Origin of the sequence: Bacillus sp. AFS001701, assembly GCF_002559405.1 — a bacterium.
Classification (GTDB): Bacteria; Bacillota; Bacilli; order Bacillales; family Bacillaceae_G; genus Gottfriedia.
The window spans coordinates 1-6,972 of the sequence record NZ_NTZO01000528.1; the positions used below are offsets into that span (position 1 = coordinate 1).

The 6,972-nt window shown below is 30.8% G+C and carries 6 protein-coding genes and 2 pseudogenes; 7 read left to right on the forward strand and 1 reads right to left on the reverse strand.

What is annotated here, in order from left to right:
* Nucleotides 1–136: 136 nt before the first annotated feature.
* From CN514_RS22095 to CN514_RS22125, 7 genes and pseudogenes are all read left to right on the forward strand, one after another.
* Nucleotides 137–445 carry a spore germination protein GerW family protein gene (locus CN514_RS22095; protein ID WP_098234421.1) on the forward strand — a complete coding sequence of 103 codons (309 nt, stop codon included), beginning with the start codon at nucleotides 137–139 and terminating at the stop codon, nucleotides 443–445.
* 92 nt (nucleotides 446–537) lie between these two features.
* Nucleotides 538–732, forward strand: coding sequence for a hypothetical protein (locus CN514_RS22100; RefSeq protein WP_098234422.1), 195 nt, complete (start codon nucleotides 538–540; stop codon nucleotides 730–732).
* Between the two features lie 358 nt (nucleotides 733–1,090).
* Nucleotides 1,091–1,450: a class Ib ribonucleoside-diphosphate reductase assembly flavoprotein NrdI gene (gene nrdI / locus CN514_RS22105; protein WP_025671746.1), complete on the forward strand. Its 360-nt coding sequence runs from the start codon at nucleotides 1,091–1,093 to the stop codon at nucleotides 1,448–1,450.
* Nucleotides 1,437–2,564, forward strand: a pseudogene (locus tag CN514_RS22110) (ribonucleotide reductase N-terminal alpha domain-containing protein); the annotation flags it as partial. The gene nrdI and the pseudogene CN514_RS22110, both read left to right, overlap by 14 nt.
* Nucleotides 2,565–3,017: 453 nt before the next feature.
* A pseudogene (locus CN514_RS22115) lies at nucleotides 3,018–3,974 on the forward strand (ribonucleotide reductase large subunit); the annotation flags it as partial.
* A gap of 148 nt (nucleotides 3,975–4,122) precedes the next feature.
* Entirely contained in the window at nucleotides 4,123–5,091 is a 969-nt protein-coding gene (gene nrdF, locus CN514_RS22120) for a class 1b ribonucleoside-diphosphate reductase subunit beta (RefSeq protein ID WP_098234424.1), read from the forward strand.
* Nucleotides 5,092–5,109: 18 nt separating this feature from the next.
* A complete protein-coding gene (locus CN514_RS22125) occupies nucleotides 5,110–6,078 on the forward strand; it encodes a quinone oxidoreductase family protein (RefSeq protein WP_098234425.1) in 969 nt (322 codons plus the stop codon).
* A 47-nt stretch (nucleotides 6,079–6,125) separates the two neighbouring features.
* On the opposite strand, the gene CN514_RS22130 is transcribed toward CN514_RS22125, so the two are convergent.
* Nucleotides 6,126–6,972, reverse strand: an 847-nt coding sequence (locus CN514_RS22130) for an ATP-binding protein (RefSeq protein ID WP_098234426.1), incomplete at its 5' end; no start/stop codon positions are given.

Below are 6,972 nucleotides of genomic sequence, written 5' to 3' on the forward strand. Positions count from 1 at the left end.
ATAATGCATGAAAACGGTTTAAAGGTAAAGAGAAAATTTAAATTTTTTTACAATTTTGTCTTTTTTCATAAGAAATTATGTTTAAAAACCTTTTGAAAGGCAAAAATGGTTGTAGCACTTTCAGGAGGTTAGTTTGTTGAAAGAATGGTTTGAAGAATTTGAAGTAGAAATTTCAAATGAAATTAAAAATTTGGTTAGTAGTAATACTCTTATAGGTGATCCGATTTTATTTTTTGAAAACATTATTTTAGTACCATTTTTTGAAATGATTTTAGCGCTAGGCGAAGCTCATTCATCATACGAATTTGCGAGTATTGGAACAGGAGTAGAAGTAATTCCTAAAGCATTTTTAGTTTTAAAAGATGGAAAGAGTGAAGTAATTTTAGTAAATAATAAAAATATGAATTTAGCTGTTACAGAAAAAATTCTTGATGTAACGATTTAGTTTCCATTAAGTACATTCTTTGTTAATGTAAGGATTGAAGTTTATTTCTTGTAGCCATCAAAAAAACGATCAAAATAATAAAGGGTGATTATATGGAACAAAATGAATTTATCAATTTGATTGATCAGTTAGTTAAAGGTGAGATTTCAGAAATTAGCGTTACAAAAGATGAATTTTTAACATTTAGGCAAATAATCGTTAATCGAGAGGACTTTAAGCACTTTCGTGGAATCGCACAGCATGGAGGCCATGTAATTTATACTTACTTGGAAGAAGCTAGAAGTTAACGATGATTGTTAAAATTTAAAGTCAAAATTATATTATTTTAATCATGTACTCATTAAAAGTTTGCGAAAAAAAAAAGTTTTTTTAGCTTTTTTTCTTATTTCGCAAGGTGTTAATGAGTACTTTTTTTGTGAAAATGTTATGACCTCATTTGACAAAAAAATCGTTTTACACTTTATTGCACTCTTCTCCATAATTTGTTAAATTTCATATATTGTTTTATTTCGAGACATATTGTCGAAATGTTTATTTTTTAAATCCAGTACCTATATGTTGTGTTTGTTCTAAAAAGGTAATACAATATGTAGGTATATAATATAAGTATTTTCAATATTCTTACATATTAACGAGGGTGATAATATGGTGATAGTTTACAGTTCAATGACTGGCAATGTTAAGCGATTTGTCAATAAAGTTAGAATGCCGTCAATCCAAATAAAAGATGGACTAAAAATTGAAGTACCGTATATTCTCGTAACCTATACTACAGGATTTGGTAATGTACCTGAAAACGTAAGTACTTTTTTGGAGAGTAATTCGAAGTATTTAAAAGCAGTCAGTGCAAGTGGTAATAAAAACTGGGGAGATTCTTTTGCAGCAAGTGCAGATAAAATAGCATCAGACTATCAAGTTCCAGTGTTATCAAAGTTTGAACTGTCAGGGACAAGTCGAGATGTACAATATTTTATTGAGGGAGTGGAAAAGCTTGAGACATATTGAGCTGAATAATGAATTGACGATTAAAAAAGATGGTTTTTTTGATCTCGCAAAAGATAAAGAAGCGCTTCTTTGTTTCTTAAAAGAAGTTGAAGATAAAAAGATTCAGTTTTCTTCTTTAAAAGAACGCTTAAACTATATGATTCAAGAAAACTACTATTATAATGTTGAGATGGATTACTCCTTTGATGAAATAGAAAAATTATATAAGTTAGTATACAATGCAGGTTTCACTTTTCAATCATATATGGCCGCATCAAAATTCTTTAAAGATTACGCATTAAAAACAAATGATGGAAAGCATTACTTAGAAGGATATGAAGATCGAATTGCGATCGTTGCACTATATTTAGGAACAGGCAATATTGAAAAAGCATTGAAATTAGCAAAAATGATGATTCAACAAAACTATCAGCCAGCTACTCCAACTTTCTTAAATGCTGGGAGAAGTAGAAGAGGCGAATTGGTGTCATGTTTCTTATTAGAAATGGACGATAGTTTAAATTCAATAGGATTTCAAATTAATACGGCAATGCAACTGTCAAAAATCGGCGGTGGTGTTGCACTAAATCTATCAAAACTTAGAGCTCGTGGAGAGCAAATTAAGGAAATTGATAACGCTGCAAGTGGTGTTGTTCCTGTTATGAAGCTATTAGAAGATTCATTTTCATACGCTAACCAGCTAGGACAACGTAAAGGTGCTGGTGCAACCTATTTAAATATTTTCCACTGGGACGTAGTTGAATTTCTTGATACAAAAAAAATCAATGCCGATGAGAAAAGTAGAATTCAATCACTATCGATCGGTTTAATTGTTCCAAATAAATTCTTTGAACTAGCAGAAAAAAATGAACCATTCTATGTATTCGCACCATATACAGTGTATAAAGAGTATGGTATTCATTTAGATGATTTTGATCTAGATGAAAGATATGAAGAATTATTAAATAATGAGCGTGTTAAAAAGAAAAAACTAGATTTAAGTGCACGTGATCTTTTAGTAAAAATTGCTGCGATTCAGTTAGAATCTGGATATCCATATTTGATGTATAAAAGTAATGCTAATCAGCAGCATGCACTAAAGGATATTGGCGAAATTAAAATGTCTAATTTGTGTTAATAGCTAGCACCTTCTAGAAGAAATTCTAGTCGAAAACTCTGTTAAACGGGAGAAGCCTTATAATAGGTAATCTACCGTGCTAAATCTTATCTTAATTACTATTATAGTAAGTGTCTTATAGGTATTAAGTGTTATTAAATTCATAAATCAAGATGTAACATTATATTTAGGAATGTCTGAAGAAACGAAATCAAGATCGCAATAAATTTCCTACCTATAAGAGACTTTCTGAAAGATTAAGATAAGTAAATGCCTAACGACTATCGAAAGCATAGCTGGATGAAAAACTCCAGTGAAGAAGCGAGTAGAGTACACTTAAAAGCGAGTGGAAAAGCAGAGCACCTTACCAGGTTGAGCTGAAGGTGATGATATAGTCTATCCTGCATGGTGACATGTAGCAGTTCATAAGAGAACGGGTTGGGTTGTAGCGGGCCTAATTGAATATAAGAGACAGAAATTTTTCAACTACAAGAAACATCAATCATCAATAACTATGGCGAAGAAGATCAAATCAAACGTGATGTGAATTGTAATTTAGGATCATTAAACATTGTAAACGTAATGGAAAATAAAGCGATCAGAGAATCTGTACATGTTGGAATTGAGGCATTAACAGCTGTAACAGATATGACGGAAATAGAGAATGCACCTACAGTGAAAAAGGCAAATGAAGAACTTCATTCGGTTGGTCTAGGTGCAATGAATTTGCATGGATTTTTAGCGAAAAATGGAATTTCATACGAAAGTGCTGAGGCTAAGGATTTTGCGAATACATTCTTTATGATGGTAAACTTTTATTCTATTGAAAAAAGTATGCTAATCGCTAAAGAAACTGGTAATACGTTTAAGGATTTTGAAAAGAGTGAATATGCTAAAGGTACTTATTTTGAAAAGTATACTTCAAAATCATTTGAACCTAAAACAGACAAAGTAAAGGAATTATTTAATGGAATCTATATCCCGAATGAATTTGACTGGGTTACATTAAGTAAGCAAGTACAAGCGTATGGATTATATAACAGCTATCGTTTAGCAATCGCGCCTACACAATCGATTAGCTACATTCAAAATGCTACTTCTTCGGTTATGCCGATTGTAAATGTTATTGAATCTAGAACTTACGCAAATTCAACAACTTATTATCCGATGCCGTATTTATCAAAAAACAATTTCTGGTATTATAAATCAGCTTATGACATTAACCAATTTAAGTTAATCGATTTAATTGCTGAAATTCAGCAGCATGTCGATCAAGGTATTAGTACTATTCTTTATGTAAACAGTGATATCTCAACGCGAGAGCTTGCTAGATACTATATTTATGCTAATAAAAAAGGATTAAAGAGTTTATATTACACACGTACTCGTAAATTGAGTGTAGAAGAATGTATAAGTTGTTCAGTATAAAAAAGTAGGATTGAACTTTAGTAGATAAAGAGTTCAATAGTCTAAATTAAATTACTTAATGATCTAAAATGAAAAGCTCGAATATAGAATGCTTTATGCATATTGTTCTATATCATCGAGCTTTCTTTATGATTAGGGGGAAATATGAATGAAAGCTGTTAATTGGAATAAAAAAGAAGATGATTTTAGTTTAGTATTTTGGAAGCAAAATCTATCGCAGTTTTGGACTGAAGAAGAAATTGTCGTTTCATCTGATAAAAATACTTGGAATACATTATCAAAAGAAGAACAATCAGCATTTAAAAAGGTTTTAGGCGGTCTAACATTATTAGATACTAAGCAAGGCGGAGAAGGTATGCCTTTAATCTTAGTTCATCTTAAAAATTTACAAGCAAAAAGTGTACTAGCATTTATGGGTGCGATGGAAGAAGTACATGCGAAAAGCTATTCACATATTTTTACAACTCTTGCTACAGAAGATGAAATTGAAGATTTATTTAAATGGGTGGACGAGCATCCAATTTTAACAAAAAAATCGGAATTAATTTCCTCTTATTATTTAAATCTATTACAGCGTGATGTTTCGGATGAAGAGTTATACATGGCAATGGTTGCAAGTGTATTTTTAGAAAGTTACTTATTTTATAGTGGATTTTTCTTCCCGTTATACTTAGCTGGTCAAGGGAAAATGACTGCTAGTGGTGAGATTATTAATCTAATTTTACGAGATGAAAGTATTCACGGTGTATTTGTAGGACTATTAGCGCAACAAATTTATGACCAATTTACTGATGAACAAAAAACTCGACTTTACAATGAAACAATGTCATTATTAGTTCAATTATATGAAATTGAGTTACAATATACAGAAGAAATTTATTCTTCAATTGGTTTAATAGATGAAGTTAATAAGTTTATTCGATATAATGCAAACAAAGCGTTAATGAACTTAGGATTTGATTATTATTTTGATGAAGAAGATATTAATCCGATTGTTTTAAATGGTTTAAAAACGGATACTAAAAATCATGATTTCTTCTCTGTTAAAGGTAATGGGTATGTAAAAGCAGTTACAGTGGAAAAATTAACAGATGAGGATTTTGTCTTTGAATTTTAAATGTAAGGAAGTATGTAAATGAAAGCACTTGTTTTTAGAGAGTTTGGTCAATCAGACGTATTAAAATACGAAGAAATAGCAACACCTAAAATTTCAAACGATGAAGTATTAGTTGAAATGAAGGCTGTAGGTGTTAATTTTGCAGATATTTATCGTCGTAAAGGAAATTATCATTTAGCAGGTGATCCTCCGTACATTTTAGGGTATGAAGGCTCTGGGGTTATTACCGAAGTCGGTTCTGATGTAATGGACTATAAAGTAGGAGATCGCGTAGCGTTTGCAGATGTTCCTTTTTCGAATGCAGAGTATGTTGCTGCAAAGGAATCTCATATTGTACCAATTCCAGATGAAATTAATTTTGAAATTGCTGCGTCTATTATGCTACAAGGGTTAACTGCACATTATTTAATTAATGATAGTTATAAAATAAAATCAGGTGATGTTGCACTTGTTCATGCAGTAGCAGGTGGTGTTGGCCAATTATTGACTCAAATGATTCTTTTAAAAGGTGGAGAGGTAATCGGATTAACCTCATCACAAGAAAAAAGAGAAAAAGCTTTATCAATCGGTGCGAAAGAAGTATTTTTATATACTGATAATTGGGTTTCACAAATTAAAGATTTTACAAAAGAAAAAAATGGTGTAGATGTTGTATATGAATCAGTTGGATCTACAATAATGGATAGCTTTGAAGCAACAAAAGTTCATGGTACAGTTGTATTTTATGGAATGGCTGGAGGGGATCCAGTTCATATTGATCCAAGAATGTTAATGGATACCTCAAAAACACTAACTGGTGGAGACTTGTGGAATGTACTAATTTCAAAAGAAGAGAGACTACATAGAAGTAATGAGCTATTTAATTGGATCGCAACAAAACAATTAATTGTACAACAACCTACTGTGTTTTCTTTAAAAGATGGTAAGCTAGCTCATGATCTATTAGAAAGTAGAAAATCAACAGGAAAAATCATATTATCTGTTTAATAAATTAGACCAAAACTTTGATGTTTTGGTCTTTTTTGTGAATAAAGCTATTTAATTGGTAATGTAATTGTAAAAGTAGTTCCATTATTATCGCTCTTTACGCATATAGTACCGTTATGATTTTGGATTAGTTTTTTAGTTAAAGATAAACCGAGTCCAGTACCGTCATCTTTAGTCGAGAAGAACGGATCAAAAATATATGGTAAATCTGAAGGTGGAATTCCTGATCCATCATCTTTTAATGCGATATAAATAAAATCCTTATCAATATAAGTTGAAATGATAATTGTAAGCTGACCTTCTTTTTTTGCATCTAATGCATTATGAAATAAATTTAAAATAACTTGTACAAGTTGGTTTTTATCAAAGAAAATATGTGCTCCTATTAATTCCTCAGATAGGTAGTATTCAATTTTAACATTATTTAAAACGGTCTCGCTAAATAATAGTTGTTTTATGTGATTCGATAAGAAATTATTAATATTAATTGGCTCTGGTTTATAGTTCGCATTCTTTGTAATAGATAAAAAGTCAGTAATGATTCCATTTGCCCTATCTAATTCTGGAATCAATAAATCATTAAACAATTGCTTATACCTAGGTGGTGCTTCTTCTTGCAAGAATTGTAAATAACCTCTAACAGTTGTAAGTGGATTGCGGACTTCATGTGCTATACCTGCAGCAATTCTACCAGACATTGCTAGCTTTTCAGAATCCCTTGCCTCGTTTAAATTATGAAAAATACCAATTACTCTTGAAATTTCTCCATTTAAATCACGGATGATCCGAGTATTGATAATACCATAGTTAATATTTAAAATTTCCTTATTATAAAATTCTTCGCCTGAATAAAGTGTTTGTAATAAACAAATGTCTTTATCGTCTATTTTTAAT